General features: G+C 41.8%; 21 protein-coding genes and 3 tRNA genes. All 24 read right to left on the reverse strand.

The window, feature by feature from the left end; all coding sequences use genetic code 11:
• Positions 1 to 73 precede the first annotated feature (73 nt).
• Positions 74 to 223 (reverse strand): hypothetical protein, encoded by a 150-nt coding sequence (locus tag NQ503_RS12140; RefSeq protein WP_005424744.1) that lies wholly within the window; start codon positions 221 to 223, stop codon positions 74 to 76.
• A gap of 92 nt (positions 224 to 315) precedes the next feature.
• Positions 316 to 864: a hypothetical protein gene (locus NQ503_RS12145; protein ID WP_005424742.1), complete on the reverse strand. Its 549-nt coding sequence runs from the start codon at positions 862 to 864 to the stop codon at positions 316 to 318.
• Between the two features lie 71 nt (positions 865 to 935).
• Complete coding sequence (locus NQ503_RS12150) at positions 936 to 1,160, reverse strand: hypothetical protein (RefSeq protein WP_005424741.1); 225 nt, start codon at positions 1,158 to 1,160, stop codon at positions 936 to 938.
• Positions 1,161 to 1,317: 157 nt separating this feature from the next.
• Entirely contained in the window at positions 1,318 to 3,126 is a 1,809-nt protein-coding gene (locus tag NQ503_RS12155; RefSeq protein ID WP_005424740.1) for a Na/Pi cotransporter family protein, read from the reverse strand.
• 278 nt (positions 3,127 to 3,404) lie between these two features.
• The gene (locus NQ503_RS12160; RefSeq protein WP_005424739.1) at positions 3,405 to 4,373 is read right to left on the reverse strand and encodes a hypothetical protein; all 969 of its coding nucleotides are present in this window, start codon (positions 4,371 to 4,373) and stop codon (positions 3,405 to 3,407) included.
• 129 nt (positions 4,374 to 4,502) lie between these two features.
• Complete coding sequence (locus NQ503_RS12165; RefSeq protein WP_005424737.1) at positions 4,503 to 5,876, reverse strand: fibronectin type III domain-containing protein; 1,374 nt, start codon at positions 5,874 to 5,876, stop codon at positions 4,503 to 4,505.
• Between the two features lie 117 nt (positions 5,877 to 5,993).
• Entirely contained in the window at positions 5,994 to 7,166 is a 1,173-nt protein-coding gene (locus NQ503_RS12170) for a S41 family peptidase (RefSeq protein ID WP_044925647.1), read from the reverse strand.
• A 156-nt stretch (positions 7,167 to 7,322) separates the two neighbouring features.
• Entirely contained in the window at positions 7,323 to 8,228 is a 906-nt protein-coding gene (gene ftsX / locus NQ503_RS12175) for a permease-like cell division protein FtsX (protein ID WP_117592769.1), read from the reverse strand.
• The gene (gene ftsE / locus NQ503_RS12180; protein ID WP_044925660.1) at positions 8,218 to 8,901 is read right to left on the reverse strand and encodes a cell division ATP-binding protein FtsE; all 684 of its coding nucleotides are present in this window, start codon (positions 8,899 to 8,901) and stop codon (positions 8,218 to 8,220) included. Before ftsE ends, ftsX begins: the two co-directional genes overlap by 11 nt.
• Positions 8,902 to 9,129: 228 nt before the next feature.
• Positions 9,130 to 10,218: a PucR family transcriptional regulator gene (locus tag NQ503_RS12185; protein WP_005424730.1), complete on the reverse strand. Its 1,089-nt coding sequence runs from the start codon at positions 10,216 to 10,218 to the stop codon at positions 9,130 to 9,132.
• Positions 10,219 to 10,360: 142 nt separating this feature from the next.
• A complete protein-coding gene (locus tag NQ503_RS12190) occupies positions 10,361 to 11,224 on the reverse strand; it encodes a YitT family protein (RefSeq protein WP_005424729.1) in 864 nt (287 codons plus the stop codon).
• A 104-nt stretch (positions 11,225 to 11,328) separates the two neighbouring features.
• Positions 11,329 to 11,730 carry a PqqD family protein gene (locus tag NQ503_RS12195; RefSeq protein ID WP_005424728.1) on the reverse strand — a complete coding sequence of 134 codons (402 nt, stop codon included), beginning with the start codon at positions 11,728 to 11,730 and terminating at the stop codon, positions 11,329 to 11,331.
• Entirely contained in the window at positions 11,709 to 13,607 is a 1,899-nt protein-coding gene (locus NQ503_RS12200; protein ID WP_005424727.1) for an OPT family oligopeptide transporter, read from the reverse strand. The genes NQ503_RS12195 and NQ503_RS12200 overlap by 22 nt, the downstream gene beginning before the upstream one ends.
• Before the next feature lie 149 nt (positions 13,608 to 13,756).
• Positions 13,757 to 15,556, reverse strand: coding sequence for a cobaltochelatase CobT-related protein (locus NQ503_RS12205; protein ID WP_005424725.1), 1,800 nt, complete (start codon positions 15,554 to 15,556; stop codon positions 13,757 to 13,759).
• Complete coding sequence (locus tag NQ503_RS12210) at positions 15,543 to 16,460, reverse strand: AAA family ATPase (RefSeq protein ID WP_044925644.1); 918 nt, start codon at positions 16,458 to 16,460, stop codon at positions 15,543 to 15,545. The genes NQ503_RS12205 and NQ503_RS12210 overlap by 14 nt, the downstream gene beginning before the upstream one ends.
• A gap of 20 nt (positions 16,461 to 16,480) precedes the next feature.
• Positions 16,481 to 18,595: a glutamine synthetase III family protein gene (locus NQ503_RS12215; RefSeq protein ID WP_005424721.1), complete on the reverse strand. Its 2,115-nt coding sequence runs from the start codon at positions 18,593 to 18,595 to the stop codon at positions 16,481 to 16,483.
• A 56-nt stretch (positions 18,596 to 18,651) separates the two neighbouring features.
• The gene (locus NQ503_RS12220; protein ID WP_044925642.1) at positions 18,652 to 19,557 is read right to left on the reverse strand and encodes a diacylglycerol/lipid kinase family protein; all 906 of its coding nucleotides are present in this window, start codon (positions 19,555 to 19,557) and stop codon (positions 18,652 to 18,654) included.
• 161 nt (positions 19,558 to 19,718) lie between these two features.
• Positions 19,719 to 19,792, reverse strand: a tRNA-Met gene (locus NQ503_RS12225).
• A 24-nt stretch (positions 19,793 to 19,816) separates the two neighbouring features.
• Positions 19,817 to 19,890 (reverse strand) — tRNA-Met (locus NQ503_RS12230).
• A gap of 8 nt (positions 19,891 to 19,898) precedes the next feature.
• Positions 19,899 to 19,971 (reverse strand) — tRNA-Val (locus NQ503_RS12235).
• Positions 19,972 to 20,092: 121 nt separating this feature from the next.
• Positions 20,093 to 20,575 carry a YdcF family protein gene (locus NQ503_RS12240; protein WP_005428702.1) on the reverse strand — a complete coding sequence of 161 codons (483 nt, stop codon included), beginning with the start codon at positions 20,573 to 20,575 and terminating at the stop codon, positions 20,093 to 20,095.
• Positions 20,575 to 21,084, reverse strand: a complete 510-nt coding sequence (locus NQ503_RS12245; protein ID WP_005428700.1) for an SEC-C metal-binding domain-containing protein — start codon at positions 21,082 to 21,084, stop codon at positions 20,575 to 20,577. The genes NQ503_RS12240 and NQ503_RS12245 overlap by 1 nt, the downstream gene beginning before the upstream one ends.
• 252 nt (positions 21,085 to 21,336) lie before the next feature.
• Positions 21,337 to 22,155, reverse strand: a complete 819-nt coding sequence (locus NQ503_RS12250) for an HAD family hydrolase (protein WP_005428698.1) — start codon at positions 22,153 to 22,155, stop codon at positions 21,337 to 21,339.
• Positions 22,156 to 22,230: 75 nt separating this feature from the next.
• On the reverse strand, positions 22,231 to 23,511 hold the full coding sequence (locus tag NQ503_RS12255) for an adenylosuccinate synthase (RefSeq protein ID WP_005428697.1): 1,281 nt from the start codon (positions 23,509 to 23,511) through the stop codon (positions 22,231 to 22,233).
• Between the last annotated feature and the right edge of the window lie 16 nt (positions 23,512 to 23,527).

Genomic DNA, 23,527 nt, shown 5'->3' on the forward strand with positions numbered 1-23,527 from the left:
TCACATTCAACATCTATAATCAAAAAGCAGGCGATGAAAAGTCACAAACCCTCTTCATCCACCCGCTTTTCACCTATGCTCTCACCACTATCGCTTCCACAACATCCGGATGTTCAACCACCCACATACCACAAAATACCACCAGTTTTTCAATTGCCTGGGGCTGATCTCCTGTGGGTTTGTATTCGGAATGAAGTCTGAAGATTTGTTGTGAAGCCTGCACAAAAACACCTCCTGGTTTTTATATCAAAAAAGTTCATCTAAATTGTTATGAGCCAAACAAACTGAAAGTCATATCAATATACCGCTATTTGATTATACACGCTTATAAATTATTGGTTCATCATATCCAAAAGTTCTCTTCCCATTAACTTCCATGCTTTCAGATACTTCCAGGAAATCATCGGAAAACTTTTCCCAAAGTTTAAAGGTCATTACCGGAGAAAACTGGCTTGTACTGCCTCCCTCCCAGATTCCGTCCTTTTCATGATAAAGTGCCGGAGTAAATTTTTCAGATTTTTTTAGTTTAGCGTAATCAACCTTCTTCATAGAATCATATGAAAATGTATTTTTATCTTCTCCTTTTGGAATTTCATAAGAAGAAAGTAAAATTCCCTGTTCTATTTCCGTGATAAGGAAAAGATGCGGGGATGCATGACGTTTCCCATTAATTTCATAGTAACTCTCTTCAACAACAAATATGTCTTTGAAATCTTCAGGAAGATTATTTATTTTGTCATTACAGATTGTATTTATATGTTCAGCATATGGATATGTTTTTCCTTCTTCCTGCATCTTATCAAATTGATCCTTATTATCAAAATGTCCTGTCATCATTCTTACAAAATTTTCAAGTTTCGTCATTTACTTTACCTCCCGCTATTTTCATATATATCACATTCATACAAATGTTTGTTCTGTACTTTTTCATTATCTCAGACTTCTACCTCAAATGGCAGCCTGTCTATAATATCTTTCTTCATATCCACACCCGGATACACTTCGATTAATTTCAGACCTTTCGGAGTAAGGCGGAAAACACAACGTTCTGTCACATATAGAACTTTCTGACCGTTTTCAATCGCACGTTTTGCTGAGAAACTGACGCTGGAGACTTTCTCTACGAATTTGGATATCTCGCCTTCTTTGCAAATCGTCACGACGCCTTTTTCCTGTCGAAGCCAATGTCAGCTTTTATAAACTAACTACAAAAGTTTTTTCACTCAGTATAGCATATCCATAAATTTATATCTATGCAAAAAATTACAGAGCATTTTAAATCCTGCTCTGTAATTTCTGTTTACTCTGTTATTTTTATTATTCTACCTCTTCCGGTTCCATGCTTAAAACATGTTCAGCATTAGCAATCACATCATACTTCTGTCTGTACTCATTGAAATATGTGTAATACTCCCAGCTGTCTGTCGGATAGATCTTGGAATCATGGATATGCGGATCCGCATCTGTATCACCGCTCTTTAAGAGTGCGGTCATTGCGCTTGCGCTGTGCGCTGCAATACGGCCAAAGCTGTTCAGGATATCGTTAAAAACGGTTCCTTCCTCAAGTCCGCATTCTCCCTTACTGAGACGTTCTACATGGTGCATTTTTAACTCATCACAAAGGTTTGTGATCACAGCCCCTAAAGGCGCAACTCTCTGAGCTGCTTCCTTGTCATCTTTCATAAATGCATTACAGGTGACATTGATCTCCTCTCGAACTGCCTCCATAACGATATTCAGTTCATCCCAGGCTGCCTGAGAAAACTGTGTATGATTATCATGCATTTCATTTGCCATATGTGCAATATAAGAAGCATGGTCACCAATTCTCTCAAAGTCATTGATCGTATGCAGATACAGAGAAACCTGTGTTGTTTGTGCTGTATTCATCTCACGTTTGGTAAGCTGAATCAGATATTCTCCCAGACGGCTCTCATACTTGTCGATCAGATCTTCTTTACGTTGAACCTTATCGTACTTATCCTGCTGATAATCATTCAGAAGATTCATGGCTCTGTTGACATTCTTGCGAAGTTTTTTGGACATGCCGTTCATCGCACGGTGACACTGAGCAATTGCAAGTGCCGGGTAATTGATCAGACGTTCTTCCAGAAGATCGAAGTCTGCCTCATCCTCCAATTCCTCTGCACTGTTTTTCACAAGCATGCACACCAGTTTTTCAAGCTTCGGAATAAATGGAAACAGAACAACAACTGTAGCTACACGGAACACGGTATTCAGTGCTGCGATCGTTACCGGAGTCATGATCATATCCATAAATCCGAAATGCACGATAGCATTTGCGGTATAGAAGATGATAGACCACAAAATCAGGCCGAATAAGTCATTCATCAGATAGATGAGTGCAGTTCTCTTACCATTCTTATTAGCTCCGATTGCAGAGATCAGAACTGGACAGGCTGCTCCAACACCGATACCAAGGACGATCGGGAATGCACTGGCAAATGTCAAGATTCCTGTTACGGAAAGTGCCTGCAGTACACCGACTGTCGCAGATGCACTCTGCAATACGGCCGTGAAAGCAATACCTACCAGAATACCTGCGATCGGATTGGAAAACATCGTCAGCATGTCAATAAAGACCGGGCTTTCTCTCAACGGTGCAACAGCACCACTCATGGTCTGCATACCCGTCATCAGAATTGCGAAACCAAGCATAATGTTTCCGATATTCTTATGTACGGATCTTTTGCAGAACATACGAAGAATAATACCAATGACTGCGACTACTGCTGAAATGGTTGCAGTAGAAAGAATACTTGCAATACCACCGGAACCCTGAATGTAGGACAGACACAGGATCCATCCTGTAATGCTGGTTCCGATGTTTGCTCCCATGATGATACCGATTGCCTGTTTCAGTTTCATCATACCGGAGTTAACAAAACCGATGACCATAACGGTAGTTGCTGAAGAAGACTGGATAACACTGGTAACACAAGTGCCAAGTGCAACTCCCTTCAGCGGAGTATTGGTCATACGGTACAGAAATGCCTCAAGCTTATTACCTGCTACAAGTTTCAGGCCATCTCCCATCAAAGACATTCCAAACAGAAATAATGCTACTCCTGAGAGCAAAGATAAGATCATTGAAAATACTGCCATTTTTTTCTCCTCTGTGGCCGTCCCGTCAGCTCAGTATTTCTTTCGGAACAGCTCCTTCTGTAAAGTATTTTTTTACATTTTCTTAACTTTGTTTTTTCTTATTTTTAACCTCATACATATTTATTATGCCATATCAATGACTCGATTACAATATTTGATTCCTTTGTATTTAAAAAAAATTATCTTTTCCACTGCGAAATGCTCTGCCTTCCCGTCTGTGAAAAAAGAGAGAGCACTGAATACTCTCTCTTTCGCTATCCTTATTTATCTGTTCTTCTTTATCTTATAAAAATACCATCTGCACCCATATAAGCACCATCCGGACAGATTTCTTCCTGCACATTTTTTCTTATTTCAGCTACCGCAGAATAATCTTCTTCCATCAGACAGTTCAATAATTTTCTGGAAATTCCAATACATATCTTTCTTTCATCCGGTTCTCTGTAATTTTCTGTAAAATATGGCACTTCCAGTGATACTTCCGCATAGAGATCATGTAATCTGAGGTTGCTGCCTTTATCCAGAAAAAGTTCACAGATTGGTTCATAATATGCCTTATAAAAATCCTCCTCAGTGAACTTCAACTGTTCCCCTTCTGTATTGCCTTCCGGTTCTCTCAATATTCCGCAGAGATAGCCATGATCATAATAGGTCATGCAGACTGCCGCCGGATCCGGGCGCACCCCATTTACAGTGCCAATTGCCTTCAGCTGGTCAGCACCTTTCTTCAGAGCCTGCTCTCTGTAGTTGCTTCCACCTTTTGCTTCCCAGACATTCCAGGCATCAGCATCCGGTCTGTAGCCTATCATCTCTGGGCGCCATTCACTGGCAAAAAAATCAATAAATTCTTTGTGATCCGGTGTCTCAATCAGATTCAGATTTGTCAGGTACTCAGATCCATACAGTCGGCGACTGATCATCTTTGTAAAAAACATTCCCATATAGTAGGAAATCACACTCTTTTCAGAAGAATCCAGATATGCGATCTTCTTTGATTTTTTCAGGCGGTCTCCCTCTGCATCAAGAGCTGTTTCTACAAGAAAAAGTTTGTATAAGAATTCAAAACGTTTCTTCTCCGGAAATGCAGCTGTCAGTCTCTGGATCGGCATTCCACAGGTAACAATTGCATGTAATAACTCTTTGTTTGTAAATTCCAATTCTATCGTATTATTTGTTAATCCGCTGTCACGATTGACAGATTCCGTCTCCAGTGACATGGTATAGATCTTATCTTCAGTTAAAATCATTTCTTTTCTCCCTGCATTCTACAAAAAAATCTATATCATTATACCATTTTACACTTGCCATACGCAATGGATTTTCACAAAAAGAAAGGACTGATCTCTCATGCGAGATCAGCCCCTGATGTACTCTTATTATTTCATGTATGTCAGCAGCCACTGATATACTTTTGCCTGCCTTGTCTTATATGTACCTACCTGTCCACCGGAATCTGTGGCAAGTGCTCTGTACACATTGATCAGATTAACCGGCTTTGCAGTTTTTCCAAGGACTCGCGTAACAGCTCCGTATCCACCTTGATGACGGATGTTGATAAACATCCCTACAGCCTGTGGATCCGATACACCAAGTTTCCGTACTTCTGCTTCATATCCGTCGATCTGCTGATACATCAGCTGGTCCTGACATTTGATTCCAGCATCTGTCTGAAGCAGTTTTACAATAACTCTTGCTCTCCAGGAGCTTTTGGGAATTCGATATTTTGTCCAGTCTTCATTACATACAGCTGTCCATACATAATGATTTCCTGTATCGATCTTATTCCACTCGTCCGCTCCCATCGTTGCATGAATCAGTTTCAGAAGACGCTGTGCTTCTGTACCATACCACTGACCTGCACCAATTGTGATCGCGTACTCTGTACTGCTGTTTGTAAAAGCCTCTGTGAAATCACCATATTTCTGATTTCCATAAACCTGTCCACCTGTTTCCACCGCATAGAGGATTTTTTTCATGACATCCTTCTGTGCTGCAGTAAACCTGGTATTTGATATAACACTACTGTTTGATATGTCGCCTGACGGCGTAACCTTGGGTGCCGCTGGCGTTGATGCTTTATTACTCAGCTTCACGGCTGACATATATTTTACATTACCGCCTTTTTTATATGGGCGTACTGTATACACATATTTCGTACTTGCATTCAAGCCTGTATCTGTATATGAAGTCAGATTTTTGGCCACATCAGCAACCAGAACCCATTTTCCGGCAGCAGGTCTTCTGTAAATACGGTAACCATCTGCTCTCGAGCTCTTCTTCCATGTCACTTTCATCGTTGAACTGGAAGCTGCCTTGATCGTTGTCTTCACGGTTGCAGGACGTGTAGCACCTGTTACCATAAGATATCTGCTGTATACATATCTCCCATTTTCCTTACGTATCGCACGCACTGCATACTGATACGGTTTGCTTGAGGTCAGTCTTTTATCAATATAGCTTGTCCTGCTGGCGCTGACTTTCTTTATTCTTCTGAATGCTTTTCTTGTAGATTCTCTTCTGTAGATCACATATCCCTGTGCAAGCGGGCATTTCTCCCAGCTGATCTTAAGTGCTGTATTGCTGGAAGCTTTTATCTCTGCCTTCTCGGTAACTGCACTGATGCTTGAAACAGTGGCACTGTCTGTCGTATCTGCACTTACCGGAATGTCTGTTACAAATAATGCAGCCAGTAGCATAAGAAGTGTCAGGACTCTGGCAAAGTCTCTTTTGTACTTGTCTGTGTTATTCATGAAATCATTCCCTTCCTTATACAAAATAGCCTTTATATATTTTAAGAAATAATTGAATAAAAAGCAAGTATTTTTTACATTTTTTTTAAATTTGTTAATTTTATCTTACGTACTGATCTATTGCAGCGTTTTTAAAGCCTCCTGCAGCTGGTTATCCTCCTCATGACTGATTTCCGTCTTATTCAACAGTTCTGATGCAAGTTTGACCTCGATATCCGGCTTGATTCCTACTTTATTAATAGAATTTCCTTTTGGTGTATAATAGTTTGAAACAGTAAGTTTCACTGCGCTTCCATCACGAAGCTGTCTCAGCTCCTGCACAACGCCTTTTCCATAAGTTGTTGTTCCGACAATCTTTCCGATCCCATAATCCTGGACCGCACCGGCAAAAATTTCCGAAGCACTGGCACTGCTCTCATTGACAAGAACAGCCAATGGCATATGGAGTTCATTTTTGCCATCACAAGTCTCTTCTTCCCGATTTCCATCCTTATCCTCAGTATAAACAATCAGTCCTTCTGGAAGAATATCCCGCAATATCTCACATACTGACGTCAGAAGTCCACCTGGATTATCACGAAGATCTACTACCAGTTTCTGCATTCCTTTCTGTTTTAGATCCACAAAAGCATCTTTATACTGCTGTGGTGCAACGCCTGTGAACTGCGTGATCTGGATATATCCGGTCTCATCATCCAGCATTTCACTGAATACGGCTGGAAGTTCCACATCTGTTACTTCTACAGTGATCTGAAGAGGTGTCTCCTCATCTTCCCTCTGGACGGTCAGAACAATGTTTTTGTCTTTATTTTCTTTGATCAGGCTGACTACCTCAGAGAGTTCCATATCCGTAACATCGGTATCGTCAATCGCAGTGATCACATCTCCTACGATCAGTCCGGCTTTCTTACCTGAACCGCCCTCGTAGCACTCTGCAATCTGTACGCCACCGTTTTTATTTTTCTGGATAGATACCCCTATTCCTACATAAGAGCCATCTGTTGTTGCGGTCTCCTGCGCATATTCCTCCGCTGTATAATATCTGGAATACACATCTCCCAGGCCATAAATCAGTCCTGCATAAATTCCCTCTGCCAGTTTATCTTGATCAACATCCCCCAGATATTCCTGATCGATCAGTTTCTCCAGATATTCTACTTTTTCTACGTGCGCTGAGTCCGCCAGAACACTCCCACTTTGATTCTGATGTACATAATTTAACCCACCTGCTGCAAGTGCAGCAGCCAAAACTCCTGTCACAACTCCTGTCACGTATTCTTTATGCTTCATTACGACTGCCTTTCCTGTTGTATTGTTAATTTTCGTGCCTTTAACCCTGGTATTTAAATATAACATAAGCGGCACAGAACTTAAAGTCCCATGCCGCTTTTCTTTTATTTACTTATATGATCCCTGATGGTTATTTCACACCTTGCACTTTCACAATTACACTCTCAGATGTTTTCTTGTTGTCATCATACTTCCAATGAAACCAATGCCAATTCCAAGAGCAAGTCCAATCGGAAGAAGTATCTGATAAATCTGCCATACCGGAATAAAAGCAACCACACCTGTAAGCACACTGAATTTATTCAGGATGTACTCAACAACACTATTGTACAGGAAATACAGTGCTACCAGTGGAATCGCTGCACCGATCACTCCAAGGACCATACCTTCAAGAAGGAACGGTGCACGGACAAATGCATCCGTTGCTCCAATGTATTTCATAATTCCAATTTCTTCTTTACGAACAGAAATACCAACAGAAATGGTATTACTGATCAGGAAAATAGAAATGATCAGAAGGAGCGCAATGATCACGATCGATGCATAGGAAACCAGCTTGTTAAAGCTTCCCAGCGTATTTGCTGCCTGTTCAGACTGCTCAACATCTCGCACATGCTCCAACCCCTGAATATAGTTTACTAACTCTGTCTGTTTCTCGATCTGATTCAGATATACATGATAGTTTGAAGAATTGACAAGCGGATTGTCATCCTTAAATCCTTCTGCCGCATCAGATCCCTGGAAATATTTATCCTTAAAGTTCTCCCATGCCTGCTCTGCTGATTCAAACTCAACTCGTTCCACTTCCGGACGTGCCTGGATCAGATTGCCGACTTCCTGCATCTGTTCTTCAGTCGTTCCCTCATCAAAAAAAACAGTGACTGGAACTTCCTGCTCTACTTTCTGTGCAATATTATCTACATTTGTTACCAGTGAATAAAATACACCTACCAGAAAGATACAGGCTGCCATGGTCAGAATAGATGCAATGGAAAACATCCAGTTTCTTTTTATATTTTTGATACCCTGTTTGAGGGTATACCAGATTGTACTAGGCCTCATGATATCCTCCTTCTTTCTCATCACTGATGATCACACCGTCATGCATGGTAACCACTCGTTTCTTCATCTGATTAACGATTTCTTTGTTATGTGTTACCACAAGCACAGTCGTACCACGCTCATTGATCTGTTCCAGAAGCTTCATGATTTCTTCAGAAGTCTTCGGATCCAGGTTTCCGGTCGGCTCGTCAGCCAGAAGGATATCCGGACGATTTACAAGTGCCCTGGCAAGCGCCACTCTCTGCTGCTCACCACCAGAAAGCTCATCCGGGAAGGATTTGTATTTTTCAGCAAGTCCCACTTCCTGAAGAACCTCCGGAACACGTCTGCGGATCACTCGCGTTGGTCTCCCGATAACACGCTGTGCAAATGCAACGTTTTCGTATACATTGCGGTCTTTCAGAAGACGGAAGTCCTGAAATACTACACCAAGCTTACGACGGTATTTCGCAACTCGACGATGTTTCATCTTCTCCAGACGCTCACCGCTGACTATCATCTGTCCACTTGTACTATCAAGTTCTTTCATAAGAAGTTTGATCAGTGTAGATTTTCCTGACCCACTGCTTCCTACTACAAAAACAAATTCTCCTTTATCTACGTGCAAATTAGCATGGTTCACAGCCGGAAGGCCTTTACCATACGATTTTGTCACATCAATCAGATCGATCATCGTTTCCATAATATCCTCCTCTATCTATATCCGGTCCAAAAGTGCTGCAACTGCCTAAAACAAATATGTCTCTCTGGACTCCATAAAAAATGCTGCCAGAATCCCGGCAGCATTTCATTGCATCCTGCGGTATAGTTTATTAACATTTCGTAACAATGTTGTAACATATATTATGCTGGAATGCAAGCATTTTTATTGAATTCACAAAATTTTCATATCGACGTGCGATCAATATTCAAGCGTTTCCATGTACTTCATATAACGTACGACCATCAGTGCAATCTTGAATGTAATCGCATCTTCAAATACACGAAGATCCAATCCGGTACTCTTCTGTAACTTATCCAGACGATAGACCAGTGTATTTCTGTGGATATATAACTGTCTGGATGTTTCTGAAACATTCAGGCTGTTCTCAAAGAATTTGTCAATAGTAACCAGTGTTTCTTCGTCAAAATCATCTGGCGATTTATTCTCAAAAATTTCTTTGATAAACATTTTGCACAGCGGAATTGGAAGCTGATAGATCAGACGTCCGATTCCAAGCGAACTGTAAGCAATAACATCTTTTTCGCCAAAGAAGATCTTGCCAACATCCAGCGCCATTCTTGCCTCTTTATAGGAACGGGAAACTTCTTTCAGTTCATTTACGATCGTTCCATATGCAATATGAGTCTCTTCATTCTGGTTCAGCCCAAGGGTATCCAAAATCGCATGGGCAAGCTTATCCATCTCTGCATAACCTTCGCCATCTTCCAGTTCCTTAACAATGATGATACTCTTTTCATCGACCGCTGTGATAAAGTCTTTGCTCTTGCCGCCAAAGAAACTTTTCACACTCTCCATGGAACTGTGATCCTTTTCCTGCTGCAATTCCAGAATCATAACAACACGACGAACATCTGCATCAATATGCAGTTTCTTCGCGCGATTATAAATATCTACCAGAAGAAGGTTATCAAGAAGGAGATTCTTGATAAAGCTGTCTTTGTCAAATCTTTCTTTATATGCAACGATCAGATTCTGGATCTGAAATGCTGCAAGCTTGCCAACCATATAAGTGTCTTCATCGTCACCATGTGCCACAAGTATATATTCCAGCTGGTAGTCATCACAGACTTTAAAATACTGGAATCCCTTCACAAGCTGGCTGTCTGCCTGGGATTCCACAAATGCCTGTATATCCCCCGGCTGAATTGAAAAATCTGCAAAAGTTGTTGCAAGGACTTTCCCCTCTGTGTCAATAATGCAGAATTCTGTCCTGGATATTTCTTTTAATCCCTCTAGTGTATTCTGTAGTACCTGATTTGATATCATCTGCTTACATCCCTTCCCGCCTTTTTATGCGTATTTCTCCTTTTTCCCCATAGCTTTCCTTCGTTATCTGTTATTTTAATATAAAATTACCAAAAATGAAAGACCAAAACTTAATTTTTTTGCATTTTTTTGTATAAAATTCCTATTTTTCTATAAAACCTTCCCCATGTACCTCTCGTGCATCCCCAACAATGACAAAAGCATTCTCATCAATTTCATCAATTTTCTCTTTCAGATGTACCAGTTCTTTTTTGCCCACTACACAGAAAAGCATCAGCTTATCCTCGCCGGAGTACATTCCTCTTGCCGAAATGCCGGTAATTCCACGATCAAGGTCTTCCATGACCATTCTGGAAACCTCATCTGGTTTATCCGTAATAATATATACCGACTTTGAAAATTTCAAGCCTTCAATGATTCCGTCAGATACTTTTGTAACAAGAAATACCGCAATAATTGCATAAAGCGCACGTTCCACTCCAAATACATACATGCCGACAACAACTATCGCGCCATCTATAAACTGCATGATCTGTGCAATAGAATAATGTCGCAGATATTTCTGGATAATTGCAGCCAGCATATCTGTTCCGCCAGTCGTTCCACCACCGAGAAATACAAATCCAATTCCAATTCCCTGCAGAAGACCTCCATATAATGCGACAAGGAGAAAATCTTCAGACAGTTTCCAGGCAGGAAGAATGGCAAGCCATATTGTAAGTGAAATATCTCCCAGCAGTGCTTTCCTTACAAAAGCAAAACCTTTTATTTTAGTAGCGAGAAGAAACAATGGAACATTCAGAATCAGGTTTGTTATCCAGAGTGGAATTCCATTTCCATACAAACCTTTTGTCCAGGCCTTTACCAGAATTGCAATACCAGAGAAGCCACCGGTTACCATTCCTGCTGCATCAAAACAGGAAGTGATCGCGGTTCCCATAAGTCCGGTTCCGACAATAATAAGAAGATATTCCAGATACCAGGGTTTTTTTCCAGCAATTTTCATAAGTACTCCTTTCTCTGTTGCTATATCTCTATATCTTAATAAAGTATCCCTTAACCTAAAAGAACGGGATACAGCGATTCGCTGCTTCCCGTTCTTAGTCTGCCCTATTTGGAAGGCATATTTGCAAATTTAATAAAATGATAGCTCTCAACAATCTGGAAATATTTGATAATTCTTGGATAAAGCGGTTCTGCCGCTTCACCAAATTCTTCTTTTACCAGCGCCGCGATATCGGTCACCGTACGTTTTCCATCGATCAGAGGCCAGATAAAAGTACCCTGAGCATCCAGATGCACCTTGGTGTACTGCGGTTTGTTGAATACAGTCTGTGCAATCTTGTTGAACCATCCTGTATTTTCCACATCCAGAATCACGCGTCCCTTGATATCCTTGTGCCAGTGAAGCTCTTCTGATCTGACTGGAATTAAATCCAGATAATTAATCTCTATATTTTGTTTTTTGCTTTTTTTACTCTGTTTTTTCATCAGGCTTTTTTCTTTTTCCATAAGGAGAATTTCAGCAGTGTCAGGATCATGATAATCATGAGAACAACACCACCGATGTTGCCAAAGTTAACAACTCCGGATACATCCAGGCTGATACCAGCAACTGCAAGGATAGCAAGTGCGATACCTACCAGACCTTCTCCGGCGATCATACCTGCACAATACAGTGTACCATCTGTAACCTGATCGTTCTTTGTTTTTTCATCAACGTTCTTTCTGCCATCCATAAACATACGAACAACACCACCGATCATGATGGTTGCATTCAGATAAATTGGAAGGTAAAGACCGATTGCAAATGGCATTACCGGAATTCTTAAGATTTCCATACCAATTGCAAGGAATACACCGATGAATACAAGTGCCCACGGAAGATTTCCACCCATGATACCTTCAACGATCATCTTCATCAGACCTGCCTGAGGAGCCGGAACTTCTGCTCCACCATATCCCCATGCTGCATCCAGAAGATACAGAACACCACCGATTGCAAGACCGGAAGCAACAACACCGATCAGCTCACCGATCTGCTGTGTCTTAGGAGTTGCACCAAGAAGGTATCCTGTCTTAAGGTCCTGAGAAGTATCACCGGCGATTGCTGCAATGATACAGATAACAGAACCAATTGCGATTGCTGCTTTCATACCATCGATTCCAGTCTGTCCGCTGCTCTTGATCACAATTGTAGAGATCAGAAGTGTAGCGATTGCCATACCAGAAACCGGGTTGTTAGAGCTACCGATCATACCTACCATACGGGAAGATACAGTTGCAAAGAAGAATCCGAAGATTACGATAAGGAGTGCTCCAAGCGGATTAACCGGAATAGCCGGTACTGCCCAGATAATAACTACCATTGCAACGATACCGATCAGAATGAAATTCATCGGAAGATCTCTGTCTGTTCTTGCAGTTCCTTTTACGGATCCGCCCTTCATGCTCTTCATGGAATCACGGAATGTGCTGATGATCAGTGGCATGGATTTGATCAGGGAAATGATACCACCTGTAGCGATGGCACCTGCTCCGATATATTTAACATATTTGCTCCAGATTGCTGCCGCACCGCCAGCCGCATACAGCTGTGAAATAGTCACACCCGGATCAGCCGGATACAGCCATGTGTCTGGTCCGAACAGACAAATCATCGGAATGATCACGAGCCATCCGACAATGGAACCTACGAACATGAAAGATGCTACACGTGGTCCTACGATATAACCAACACCAAGAAGTGCCGGATATACTTCCATACCAATCTCACCCTTAAGGGATGTAAATGCTGCAGAAACGTCTGCCGGGATAACCTTCAGACCGTCAACAACAAATTTGAAGACTGCTGCAAGTCCCATACCGGAAAATACAGTAGAAGCGTTTGCGCCGCCCTCTTCACCTGCAAGAAGTACGTCTGCACATGCAGTTCCTTCCGGATAAAGAAGTGTCGCATGCTCTTTAACAATAAGAGCGTTACGAAGCGGTACCATGAAAAGTACACCAAGGACACCACCGCAAAGTGCGATCAGAGTGATCTCAACCAGACTCGGTTTATCACAGAGACCTTCTTCTGCCCATAAAAAAAGAGCAGGCATTGTAAAAATAGCACCTGCTGCAAGTGACTCACCGGCAGAACCGATCGTCTGCACCAGGTTGCTCTCCAGAATGGAGTTTTTCTTCATGATGACACGGATAACACCCATAGAAATAACTGCTGCCGGAATGGATGCGGAAACAGTCATACCGACACGAAGTCCGAGGTATGCGTTAGCTGCACCGAATACGATAGCAAGGATGACACCCATGATCACAGATGTTACCGTCATTTCTGCGGTTACTTTTTCAGCAGGAATATACGGTTTGAACTCTTTGTTTTCGTTCATTGATTTCCTCTCCCTTATTTTTTTTGGTCTATTAACCTCATACCATTATAACCGACTTCATGTTGATTATCAAGGGCGATTTTATGAATTTTTTATATTTTCGTTCGTTTTATTTAACACTTTTTGGAAATGTTGCACATTTTTGTCTATTATCCATCAATTTCCAGCTGTTTTGTCAGATATCTGCCGACAATTTTCGAAAAGTTCGCAATATCACGGATGTAAGCAAAATCCTTACCAAATATCTTTTTTTCCGTTGCGAGATCTTTTTCCTCTCCTGCGAATACCCCCAGAACACTGACATCAAGATTACGCAGACGCCGCACTTCTGTTGCTGTATCCGCGATTGCAGCCTTTCCCTGATAAGGCTCCGGATTTTTTGCATTCGGTCGGTTTATGATCACATCATATGGACGTCCATCACTCAAAATGATCATAATCTTCTTTTCTTCTTCTCTTTGAAGGAGATCATATCCGGCAGTCCTTATGGCCAATCCGTCACGATTGTTCGAAGACGTAACATAATTAAAGATGTTATCATTTTCTGACCGCGGATCATCGTATCTGCGAAACCGATGCATGATCGTATAATCCCAGAAGGTACAAAAGCTCATCACCCGATGCGGAATATCAACATTACTCAGTGCCTCGCTGATAATATAAGCCTGCAGTGCCACATCACCCTGCCGCTTCATCTGTGATCCGCTCGCATCGATCAGAACATCCACAACAAAATCCGATATTTCTCCTTTCAGTTCCTGTTGAAACAGTTTTGCATCATTAGTCCGGCCAATCCGCCACAATCTGGAAGGTACGATCATTCCACGATCCGAAAGAACAGTCTGTGTCTCACTTCTGAGTACCAGAGATTTCCGGAGTGTTTCTGTCAGGACAGTAATATTATGTTTCACGATCCTGTGTTTGTCATGATAAAGCCAGATATTTTTGTTGCGCAATCGTTTTGCATACTCGTACTGATAATTGCTTTTTACCGGATTTTTGAGAATTCCCTCCGTAAAGTACAGACTGCAGTCACTGTGAATTCCCCGGCACATCTGATAATTGATCTTCTTCTCTTCTGCTTCACTTAAATAAGACTTTCCATAATTCAATTCCACATATGTGTAAGCTTTCTCCAACATCTCCGGAGTAACTACTTTGACCGAACGCTTCTTTTGACGTTTTTCTTCCATTTCTTCTGTAACTGCAGAATTTTCAAGGCCGGAAACAGAATTTGTCAACTGCTCTGCATAACTTTCCAGTACCTCTTCATACATTTCCTCTGAAAGAAAATCCTCCCAGGAATATTCCGTAAGATCTTCCATCGTCACTGCAAGCACCTGTTCCAGTGTCCCATGCATACTTTCAAAATCCGGATCCATTAATCGATTATACAGTTCATCGATCACACGGATCAGTTCCAGTGTATCTGTACTGTTACCAGCTCTCTCTATCAACTCCATAAATGGCTGTAATTTTTTCTCCACATGCCATTCTCCGTTGTTCAGTCTTCTGCGAAGCACTGCAACTTTCAATCTTCCCGGAATATCTCTAAGATTCGGCAGTATATCAAATTCCTGTTCCAGAATATCCTCCATACACTGTCTCTGCATATCACGGATACCCGGCCGTTCTTCACAGATCTTGTCTCCTATAGCCTCTTCAATACAGAGCTGTGCCACAAACGTCAGCTCATTCTCTCCTGCCTGAAGAAATATTTTTTTAACAAGATAAAGCCCGAGCATATCCTTATCATAATATCTGGCAAGAGCGCCCTGCTTGATTCCATCATACAGTGCAATTGCCTTTGATCTGAGAAAAAGCGATACGTCAGGCTTCATATCCAGTTGGTAATCTCCGCTTACTGTCCACAACAGATTACGGATCCTATTCTCCAGTTCCAGGCGATATTCATCAATTTCAACTGGTTCTGTATTATTCATATACATCTTCTCTGGTCCATTCCGATGGAATTCTGGTACTTACCACATCTTCTACGATTTCTTTTTCGAATACATCAAACGTTTTGTTAACTACTCCCATTCGGACAGCTTTTGCCGGGGAAAGTCCCACATCCACGATTTTCATTGCCGCAAGGAGTCCTCGAAGATCCAATGCTTTTGTTGAAATTTCACTGTTCAGTGCCTTCAGCTGCAAGTCCAGAAACAATCCAACAAACTGCTCTATCGCGCTTTCTCTGGCATTCGGGAACATCTGATGAAAAATAAATCCCAGCGTTTCTTCCGTCTGTGCCGGCATGTCGATAACCAAAAACCTGGATACAAGTGCTTCATTTAATTCTTTTGTTCCTGCATACCCATAATTCATCGTACCGATAAATCTTGCTGCAGGATGAAGATCGATCTTGTCATATCCCGGAACATCAATGGAACGCCGATAGTCCAGCGTTGCATGAAGAACAGAGACTGCATCATTTTTGGCCATATTGATCTCATCAAGGATTCCAAATCCGCCATATTCTGCACACCGGTAAATGCTTCCCTTTCGAAGCTTTACTTCATTGTCCTCAAAAGTATCCGTACCGATCAGGTCTCCACTGTTTGTATTGACATGAAAAGAAATATTATAAGAAGGCCGGTTAAAAATATATGCCAGATTTTCTGCCAAAATATTTTTGCCGGTTGCTTTTGGTCCGGTCAGAAGCAGATTCTGTTCCTGCAGGATCCCCGCGATGGCCATCTCCAGAATATCTTTTCCATAAAATGGAATTGCAGGTTTGATAATTCTGTTTTTCACCTCATCAGAAACGGGATATACTTCCCGAAACTTTACAATTTTATTTATTAAAGAGGAGGAGACACCCTGCTCCTCCAGAAATTTCAATTCATTCACTTAAATTTCTCCTTCGAAGATCACACTTCAAAAATCAGATCGCCATAAGACGGCATCGGCCACATTTCTTTGTCCACCAGCATTTCCAGTTCATCCACCGGTGTACGAAGTTCTGTCATAGCCTTGCATACTTCATCTTTGCAGTACACTGCACGTTCTCTGCCTTCCGGAATCTCCGGAACCTTTGCCACGACCTTGGACAGTCTGTTCATTGCACTGTTCGTATCCTTCAGAAGTGCCGTACATTTCTCAAGAAGATCCATCTGTACACTCACATCGATCGGGCCTGCAGCTTTCACTGCATTGATGGAACCTGCCAGAACAGTCGTATATTTGATCACTGCCGGGATAATCTGTTTCGTTGCAATATCGATCATAGTCTTCGCTTCGATATTAACCGCTTTTGCATAGATTTCATATTGAATCTCTGCACGGGATTCCAGTTCAGTCTTTGTAAAGACATGGAACTCCTCAAACAGCTTCACTGCCTTTGGTGTAGTCAGCGCCGGAATCGCATCTACCATAGACGGCAGATTCGGCAGTCCACGACGTTTTGCTTCTTCTGCCCATTCCGGTGCATAACCGTTGCCGTTGAACACGATTCTCTGATGATCAATTGCATATTCTTTGATCAGATCATGTACTGCCATATCAAAATCTTCGGCAGCTTCCAGACGATCACATGCTTCTTTGAACGCTTCTGCTGCAATCGTATTGAGTACAACGTTACATTCAGAAATAGAATCTCTGGATCCTACCATACGGAATTCAAATTTGTTTCCGGTAAACGCAAACGGTGAAGTACGGTTACGGTCTGTCGCATCTTTCATGAAATCAGGAAGAGTCTTAACACCTGTCTCCAGAAGGCTGCCTTTCTTACTGTGCGTAGCCGTTCCAGTGCTGATCAGCTGATCAAGCACATCTCCGAGCTGTTCTCCAAGGAATACGGAAATAACAGCCGGCGGAGCTTCGTTTCCGCCAAGTCTCTGATCATTTCCAACATCTGCTGCAGATTCACGCAGAAGATCTGCATGTGTATCGACAGCTTTAAGAATACATGTCAGCACAAGAAGAAACTGTATATTCTCATGTGGAGTCTTTCCTGGATCCAGCAGATTGATTCCGTCATCAGTAGTCAGTGACCAGTTATTGTGCTTACCGGAACCATTTACACCCGCAAACGGTTTCTCATGAAGCAGACAGCGCATGCCATGGCGGCTTGCTACTTTTTTAAGAATACGCATCATGATCTGGTTATGATCTGCAGCAATATTGACCGGTGCATAGATCGGCGCAAGTTCATGCTGTGCCGGAGCAACTTCATTATGCTGTGTCTTGGCTGTTACTCCAAGTTTCCAGCACTCTTCATTTACTTCTTTCATATATGCGGAAATTCTCTGACGGATAGTTCCAAGATAATGATCATCCATCTCCTGACCTTTCGGCGGCATCGCACCAAACAAAGTTCTTCCTGTATATGTAAGATCTTTTCTCTGCAGCCATTTTTCTTTATCTACAAGAAAATATTCCTGTTCAGCACCAACAGATGGTGTTACCTTCTTTGAAGTTGTATTGCCAAAAAGGCGAAGAAGACGTAAAGACTGTGTATTGATTGCTTCCATAGAACGAAGAAGCGGTGTCTTCTGGTCAAGTGCTTCTCCTGTATAAGAACAGAATGCGGTCGGGATACACAGAGTTCCGCCAGCTGCATCATGACGTACAAATGCCGGTGAAGTACAATCCCATGCAGTATAACCTCTTGCTTCAAATGTTGCTCGAAGTCCACCTGACGGGAAAGAAGACGCATCTGACTCTCCCTTGATCAGTTCTTTACCCGAAAAACTCATCAGTACTTTGCCGTTTTCCTTTGGAGCTGTGATAAAAGCATCATGCTTTTCTGCAGTTACTCCTGTCAAAGGCTGAAACCAGTGGCTGTAATGTGTGGCACCTTTCTCGATTGCCCATTCTTTCATCTCATGAGCAACGACATCTGCTACTTCCAGAGAAAGTTCCTTTCCCTCTTCTATCGTCTTTTTCAGCTCTTTGTATACTTTTTTCGGAAGTCTTTCTTCCATGACAGCGTCATTGAATACATCACATCCGAAAAGTTCGGTTACATTCACGTAGTCTGACATCTTCTATCTCCTTTAGTTTATGCTTTGCTGTATGTTTCTCAGTTTTGATCTTATGATCATTCTTTGGTTTTGGTACTTTTTAAATAAAGGTTCAGTGCTTTATGCCTGTTTTCAATCTCCACATAAGTGTGATCACCACCAAACTCTCCGTCCAGTGTCCACGGCACTTCCTCTTCTGTCTCTATCATAAGCTTCTTTGACTTGAATGAATAAATCATGTCCGTGTTGTCCTCAGCCATCACCAGTGCAGTCATGATTTCCTGCAGCTGAAGAGGATTCTTCGGATGTCTGATCAGTGTCACCTCAAAAAGCCCATCATTCATATCTACATTTTTGCCAGTAAGATTTTTAAATCCTCCAACAGATCTGGAATTTGTAATCATTCCTACGATAAAATCATCTTCTACCTGAATCTCTTCAGAGGTTACTTTCATATGGTAGGATTTGATATCGAACAGTCGTTTTACCCCTTCCAGAAGGTATGCCACATGTCCAAGAACATTTTTCAGATCCTGGTCTGTTTCATAGGATACATCTGTAAACAGACCAAAAGCAGCCACATATGCAAACGTCTGGCTGTTAAATCTTCCTATATCACAGTGATACAGATTTTCTTCCATGATCATCTGAGCAGCCTTCACCATGCTTTTGGGCATAAAGAGACTGTTTGCAAAATCATTGGTACTTCCTGCCGGAATATATCCAATCGGTACATTACTGTTTTTCTCTGTGATTCCGGTAACTACCTCATCCAATGTACCGTCTCCTCCGCTGCACACGATCAGATCAACAGAGTCCGCATATTCTTTTGCTTTTTCATATGCATCTTTCGGTGCCTGTGTTGCGCGGATAATGACCTCATAATCATGACTGCTGAATATATCAACAATATCCAGTAAATGCATCTTAATCCTGCCTTTTCCCGCTTTTGGATTAAACACAAAGAGCATTTTCTTTGCCACGGTCTGATGTCCCCTTTCTTTTGTTTTATTACGCAATCTATATCATACAACAAATTATTGCAAATTCCTAGATGCAAATTTTTCTGTTGCTCACGCCAAAATTTTTTATGGCAGATTTGACAACAAACAAAAAAAAATCCTCTGTAAAACAGAGGATAAAATAGCGAGAGGGGGATTCGAACCCTCGACACCACGGGTATGAACCGTGTGCTCTAGCCAACTGAGCTATCTCGCCATATACAATATAAATGATACAAAATAGCGAGAGGGGGATTCGAACCCTCGACACCACGGGTATGAACCGTGTGCTCTAGCCAACTGAGCTATCTCGCCATATTGAATGGGACCTATAGGGCTCGAACCTATGACCCTCTGCTTGTAAGGCAGATGCTCTCCCAGCTGAGCTAAGATCCCATTTTGTGTCTGTCACTTTGACCGACTCTATGTAAGCCGCTCTTGCAACCGACTTCGTTAGTATACTATGTCCCACTCAAAGTGTCAACACTTTTTTTATTTTTTTTATATTTTATTTTGTTTATAAATTTCCGACAATTTTATCTTTGATAATTGCCAGGATCTCTCTGGGAATATACAGAAGAAGTCTCCAGGAACGATATCTGGACGGAACCGGATAAATTTCCCGACAGCCACACTTTCTGCCAATCATTACACCTCGAAACACATGAAAATTATTAGTCACTACCCCAATTGCCGGCTCCGTACTGCCGATCAGCTCCAGACTGTAATCCAGATTTTCTTTGGTATTGGTCGAACGTTCTTCTCGGATCAGACGTCCTCCATCAATCCCATGTTCTGTCAGATATCTGTACATGGCCTCCGCTTCACTGATTCGTTCCCCGTCTCCCATTCCTCCGGAAAGCACAGCCCTTGTCCCGGGGTTTTCTTCAAGATAGAGCAAAGCCCTTCTGGTTCTTTCCAGAAGGGCTAATGTCATTCTTGTACCATCTACATGCGCGCCAAGTACAATGATATAATCCAGATTCTCTCTGGCTTTCATTATTTACCGCAGCAGTATTTGTATTTCTTACCGCTTCCGCACGGACAAGGATCGTTACGGCCGATTTTATGCGGTTTTACAACTGTACCGGATTTTTTCTGCTCTTTGTAGAGTTCTTTACGTTTTTCTTCTGAGAAGATTTCATCCCACTGTGGAAGCTGATACAGCCAGTCTGCCTTTGCATCAACCATATTCTTGTAAAGAAGTTCTTTGTCAAATGCAAGTGTGACTTTTGTATTCTCATCCATAGTCTCAATCGGGTTCGGGATCTTAAGACTGTCATTGATACCATCCAGGAAACCAACCATAGTCAGGACATCCTGTCCGTATTTTTCTGCCAGTTCCTTGACTGTACCACTTACAACTTCATCCGGATTGGAAAGAAGCTGTTCGTAGATTCCCTTTTCAATATTAAAATAGTTTGCCCAGAATCTCTGAAGCTGATTGCGGTCTGCCTGCTGATTGTAAGCAATTTCGCGCCACTGCTCTAAGATTGTTTTATCACTCATTGTTTCATCCTCTTTTCAAAAATTTTGCCTGTGCTCCATTATATCATCTTTTTTCCCAAAACACAAATCCTATTCTTATAATTTTTGTGAAAAATGTGTATATATAAAAAATAAACCGGTCATACTGTAAATGTTCCCTGAAGGATTCTTCAGGAAACATACTGCAAAAGATAATTTCAGGAAAAACTTATATCCTCCCCTTAAAAGGTCTCAGAACTGACACAGATACGCGGTTCTGGGACTTTTCTCGTTTTATTTCACACCAAGTTTTTCAAGATCTGCTGTTACCTGTTTAAAATCTTTAAAACAAATGGTATGAATTCCCTGTTCCTGTGCTCCCCTGCAGTTTTCCGAACGATCATCGATGAACACACATTCCTCCGGTTTCAACTGATATTTATTCAGAATTATCTGATAAATTTCCGCATCTGGTTTCAGCTGCTTAGCATAACAGGAAAAAACCTCTCCATCCATTTCTCTGCGGAATGTCAGTTCCTTTTTCGTGTGATCCAGCATATAACTGCTGTAATTAGACAGGATATATACATGATATCCCTTACTTTTCAGATATTTTACCCAGGTATCCGCATATGGTCTCTTGTGAATCGTGCCGCCGGTACCTCTTATCACCTTCTCAATATCCTCGGCATCCTCTGGATCCAGCTCCTGAAACTGTTTCAGATAAACATCCTCTTCATATAAGCCTCTGTCACGTTCATCCCAGACAGGGCTTTGAAAAGTTGCCTTTGCGATTCGTTCCCTTTTGGCCGGTTCAAATCCAAAGCTGTCCAGATATGTTTCCCAGTCATAATCCACCAGCACCTGTCCAACATCAAAAATGATATTTTTTATCCCGCCAGTCTCTGGCTTCTCTTCTTTCTTTTTACTCAGGTATTTAAACAGCATCAAAATCACATAGCACATAACCGCCACAAACAGCACAGTAAATAACGATGCTATAAACGCCTTCTGCGAAAAATCTCCCTTCAACGCAAAGTACATTGGAAGGCAGAAGATCGCCAGTAATGCGATCACTCCTATGATCGCAGCATATTTTTTCCAGTTTTTCATACTTACCTCTTTATTCAGAAAATGATTAAGAAATGCGCCGGAGATAGCTCCGGCGCGTTATGATCTTATAATTGATTATTTGTTTCTGTAAATGATATCGTTTCTTCCAGGTCCATTGGAGATCATTGTGATCGGGAAGCCGATCTGTTTTTCTACGAATTCTATATATTTGCGGCAGTTCTCCGGAAGATCTTCATATTTCTTGATTCCACGGATATCTGTTTTCCATCCCGGAAGTACTTCAAGAACCGGTTTTGCTTTTTCAAGAAGACCTGTTGTCGGGAATTCTGTTGTAACCTTGCCATCGATCTCATATCCTGTGCATACCGGAATCTCATCCAGATAGCCAAGTACATCAAGTACAGTAAAGGCAACATCTGTAGTTCCCTGCATACGGCAGCCATATTTGGAAGCAACACAGTCAAACCAGCCCATACGTCTCGGACGTCCTGTTGTTGCGCCATATTCTCCACCGTCTCCGCCTCTTCTTCTAAGTTCATCAGCTTCTTCTCCGAAGATCTCGGAAACAAAAGCACCTGCACCTACTGCGCTGGAGTAAGCTTTGCATACAGTAATGACTTTTTTGATTTCATATGGCGGTACACCAGCACCAATAGCACCATAAGCTGCAAGGGTGGAAGAAGATGTAACCATCGGATAAATTCCATGATCCGGATCTTTCAGAGAACCAAGCTGTCCCTCAAGCAGGATCTCTTTGCCTTCTTTTAATGCATTCCACAGGAAAAGAGATACATCTCCAACGTAAGGAGCAACCATTTCTTTATATTTCATCAGTTCATCAAAGATTTCATTTGGATCAAGAAGCGGTTTGTGATACAGATGCTCAAGAAGAATATTCTTTGTCTCAACAACACGCTCTACTTTTTCTCTCAGAGAATCATCATGGAACAGCTCATTTACCTGGAAACCGATTTTTGCATATTTATCTGAATAGAACGGTGCAATACCGGATTTGGTAGATCCGAAGGATTTACCACCCAGACGTTCCTCTTCGTACTGATCAAACAGAATGTGATATGGCATAACAATCTGAGCTCGGTCAGAGATCATAATCTTCGGTGCCGGAACGCCTCTTGAAACAACTTCATTGTATTCTTTAAAAAATACCGGAATATTCAGTGCAACACCGTTTCCAATAACGCTTGTTGTATGGTTATAAAATACGCCAGACGGAAGTGTATGCAGTGCAAATTTTCCATAATCGTTGACGATCGTATGTCCTGCATTGGCTCCTCCCTGAAATCTTACGATAATATCAGCTTCCTGTGCGAGCATATCAGTAATTTTACCTTTACCTTCATCTCCCCAGTTTGCTCCAACTACTGCTTTGATCATAACACTTTTTCCTCCT

Source organism: Blautia obeum ATCC 29174 (assembly GCF_025147765.1).
GTDB lineage: Bacteria > Bacillota > Clostridia > Lachnospirales > Lachnospiraceae > Blautia_A > Blautia_A obeum.

Coding starts and splice junctions, on each gene's coding strand:
- NQ503_RS12200 (WP_005424727.1), bottom strand. CDS start 13,607: ATGAACGAAAACAAAGAGTTCAAACCGTATATTCCTGCTGAAAAAGTA.
- NQ503_RS12145 (WP_005424742.1), bottom strand. CDS start 864: ATGACGAAACTTGAAAATTTTGTAAGAATGATGACAGGACATTTTGAT.
- NQ503_RS12205 (WP_005424725.1), bottom strand. CDS start 15,556: ATGTATATGAATAATACAGAACCAGTTGAAATTGATGAATATCGCCTG.
- NQ503_RS12250 (WP_005428698.1), bottom strand. CDS start 22,155: ATGAAAAACTGGAAAAAATATGCTGCGATCATAGGAGTGATCGCATTA.
- ftsX (WP_117592769.1), bottom strand. CDS start 8,228: ATGAGGCCTAGTACAATCTGGTATACCCTCAAACAGGGTATCAAAAAT.
- NQ503_RS12215 (WP_005424721.1), bottom strand. CDS start 18,595: ATGTCAGACTACGTGAATGTAACCGAACTTTTCGGATGTGATGTATTC.
- NQ503_RS12245 (WP_005428700.1), bottom strand. CDS start 21,084: ATGAGTGATAAAACAATCTTAGAGCAGTGGCGCGAAATTGCTTACAAT.
- NQ503_RS12185 (WP_005424730.1), bottom strand. CDS start 10,218: ATGATATCAAATCAGGTACTACAGAATACACTAGAGGGATTAAAAGAA.
- NQ503_RS12170 (WP_044925647.1), bottom strand. CDS start 7,166: ATGAAGCATAAAGAATACGTGACAGGAGTTGTGACAGGAGTTTTGGCT.
- NQ503_RS12155 (WP_005424740.1), bottom strand. CDS start 3,126: ATGGCAGTATTTTCAATGATCTTATCTTTGCTCTCAGGAGTAGCATTA.
- NQ503_RS12165 (WP_005424737.1), bottom strand. CDS start 5,876: ATGAATAACACAGACAAGTACAAAAGAGACTTTGCCAGAGTCCTGACA.
- NQ503_RS12195 (WP_005424728.1), bottom strand. CDS start 11,730: ATGGAAAAAGAAAAAAGCCTGATGAAAAAACAGAGTAAAAAAAGCAAA.
- ftsE (WP_044925660.1), bottom strand. CDS start 8,901: ATGATCGATCTGATTGATGTGACAAAATCGTATGGTAAAGGCCTTCCG.
- NQ503_RS12240 (WP_005428702.1), bottom strand. CDS start 20,575: ATGAAAGCCAGAGAGAATCTGGATTATATCATTGTACTTGGCGCGCAT.
- NQ503_RS12255 (WP_005428697.1), bottom strand. CDS start 23,511: ATGATCAAAGCAGTAGTTGGAGCAAACTGGGGAGATGAAGGTAAAGGT.
- NQ503_RS12190 (WP_005424729.1), bottom strand. CDS start 11,224: ATGAAAATTGCTGGAAAAAAACCCTGGTATCTGGAATATCTTCTTATT.
- NQ503_RS12160 (WP_005424739.1), bottom strand. CDS start 4,373: ATGATTTTAACTGAAGATAAGATCTATACCATGTCACTGGAGACGGAA.